Annotated in this window: 1 rRNA gene; it reads right to left on the bottom strand. The window is 46.9% G+C overall.

What is annotated here, in order from left to right:
- Positions 1-2,384: ribosomal RNA gene (locus I6E17_RS09780) — 23S ribosomal RNA — on the bottom strand; the annotation flags it as partial.
- Positions 2,385-2,610 lie beyond the last annotated feature (226 nt).

The raw sequence follows: 2,610 nt of genomic DNA on the forward strand, positions 1-2,610 counted from the left end.
CTCGCAGTCAAGCTCCCTTCTGCCATTACACTCTGCGGTTGATTTCCATCCAACCTGAGGGAACCTTTGGGCGCCTCCGTTACTCTTTCGGAGGCGACCGCCCCAGTCAAACTGCCCACCTAGCACTGTCTTCGGCGTTACAAGCGCCAAATTAGAATTCTAGTGTAGTATGGTTGGTATTCCACCAGCGGCTCCGCATGAACTAGCGTCCATACATCTTAGCCTCCCAACTATCCTATACATACGACACCAAAACCCAATACCAAGCTACAGTAAAGCTCCATGGGGTCTTTCCGTCCTACTGCAGGTAACCGGTATCTTCACCGGTAATACAATTTCACCAGGCCTCCCGCCAAGACAGCGCTCAGATCATTACACCTTTCGTGCAGGTCGGAACTTACCCGACAAGGAATTTCGCTACCTTAGGACCGTTATAGTTACGGCCGCCGTTCACCGGGGCTTCAATTCGGAGCTCTCACTCCTCCTCTTAACCTTCCGGCACTGGGCAGGTGTCAGCCCATATACATCGCCTTCCAGCTTAGCATAGACCTATGTTTTTGTTAAACAGTTGCCTGAGCCTCTTCACTGCGACCCCCTCATGCTTTGAGCGCGTAGCTCTCTACACAAAGGGGCAATCCTTCTCCCGAAGTTACGGATTCATTTTGCAGAGTTCCTTAGCGAGAGTTAGCCTGTCCGCCTTAAATTTCTCATTCTGACCACCTGTGTCGGTTTACAGTACGGGCACTTATACATTAACGCTAGAAGCTTTTCTTGGCAGCGTGGGATCTGTAAATTCGTCCTTAAGGACTATGCATCATACCTCAAGTCTAGAACTGCGGATTTGCCTGCAATTCCACTCTACATACTTACACAGGAACTTCCGTTCTCCTGCTTACATACCCTTCTGCGTCCCTCCTTCACAATATATAAGTGGCACAGAAATATTAATCTGTTTTCCATTCGCCTACGCATTATAGCCTCGGCTTAGGTCCCGGCTTACCCAGGGAAGACAAGCTTTACCCTGGAAACCTTGGTCTTCCGGCGAGAAGGATTCTCACCCTCTTTCTCGCTACTTATTCCTGCATTCTCACTTCTGATACCTCCAGAGTTCCTTATCAGTCCTCCTTCAACAGCCTACAGAACGCTCTCCTACCAACTACGCTTACGCGCAGTTCCGTAGCTTCGGTTTATAGCTTAGCCCCGTTACATTGTCGGCGCAGAGACTCTCGACCAGTGAGCTATTACGCACTCTTTAAAGGTATGGCTGCTTCTAAGCCAACCTCCTGGTTGTTTATGAATCTCCACCTCCTTTCCCACTTAGCTATAATTAGGGACCTTAGCTGACGGTCTGGGTTGTTTCCCTTTTGACCATGGATCTTAGTACCCATAGTCTCACTCCTAGGATGGGAATTACGGTATTCGGAGTTTGGTTGGTTTCAGTAAGCAATATGCCCCCTAGACCATTCAGTGCTCTACCCCCGTAATTTATCTCCTAAGGCTGCACCTAAATGCATTTCGGAGAGAACGAGCTATCTCTTAGTTCGATTGGCGTTTCACCCCTAAACCTATCTCATCTCCCAACTTTTCAACGGCGGTGAGTTCGGGCCTCCACTGTGTCTTACCACAGCTTCACCCTGGACAGGATTAGATCACCAAGTTTCGCGTCTACGCCCAGCGACTATGCGCCCTATTAAGACTCGGTTTCCCTGCGGCTCCGGTATACTTAACCTCGCCACTGAACGTAACTCGCAGGATCATTCTCCAAAAGGCACGCCATCACCCCAAAGGGCTCTGACCGCTTGTAAGCACACGATTTCAGGTTCTATTTCACTCCCCTCCCGGGGTTCTTTTCACCTTTCCCTCACGGTACTATACGCTATCGGTTAATAAGAGTATTTAGCCTTACGAGATATGGTCCTCGCAGATTCACACAGAATTCCTCGTGTTCCGTGCTACTCGGGAGAGTCACGCGCATATTTCAATTTACCTATACAGGACTATCACCTTCTATGGTTAAGCTTTCCAGCTTATTCTAATTGGTTGAAATAACTTCGCTGAATAACTTGCAGTTCTTCAAGCGACTTCCCACTACCTCATGCAAGCAACGGCTGCATCCTTGACACTTACATGATTTAGGCTTTGTCCCCGTTCGCTCGCCGCTACTTAGGGAATCGTTTTTACTTTCTTTTCCTCTGACTACTTAGATGTTTCAGTTCATCAGGTTACCGTTTTCACGCTAAGACTCCATCTTAGCAGATTTCTCCATTGGGAAATCCTGGGATCAAAGTTCGATTGCAACTACTCCAGGCTTATCGCAGCTTACCACGTCCTTCATCGGCTCTTATTACCTAGGCATCCACCGTGTGCCCTTAATTCTCTTAATCTTTAAATTTATTTAAGGGATAGATATTTCTATCTATCAGCTAACTCTACTAAACGAAAATTTAGTAAAATTGTTTTTAAAATTTGGTTTCTCATCATTATTACTATGTAGTTTCCAATGTCCAAGTTTGATAATGTAAGAACATTACCAATAGAATAGAGAATCTGACTTAAAACTCCTTAGAAAGGAGGTGATCCATCCGCACGTTCCCGTACGGATACCTTGTT

The organism is Fusobacterium perfoetens, from assembly GCF_021531595.1.
GTDB lineage: Bacteria > Fusobacteriota > Fusobacteriia > Fusobacteriales > Fusobacteriaceae > Fusobacterium_B.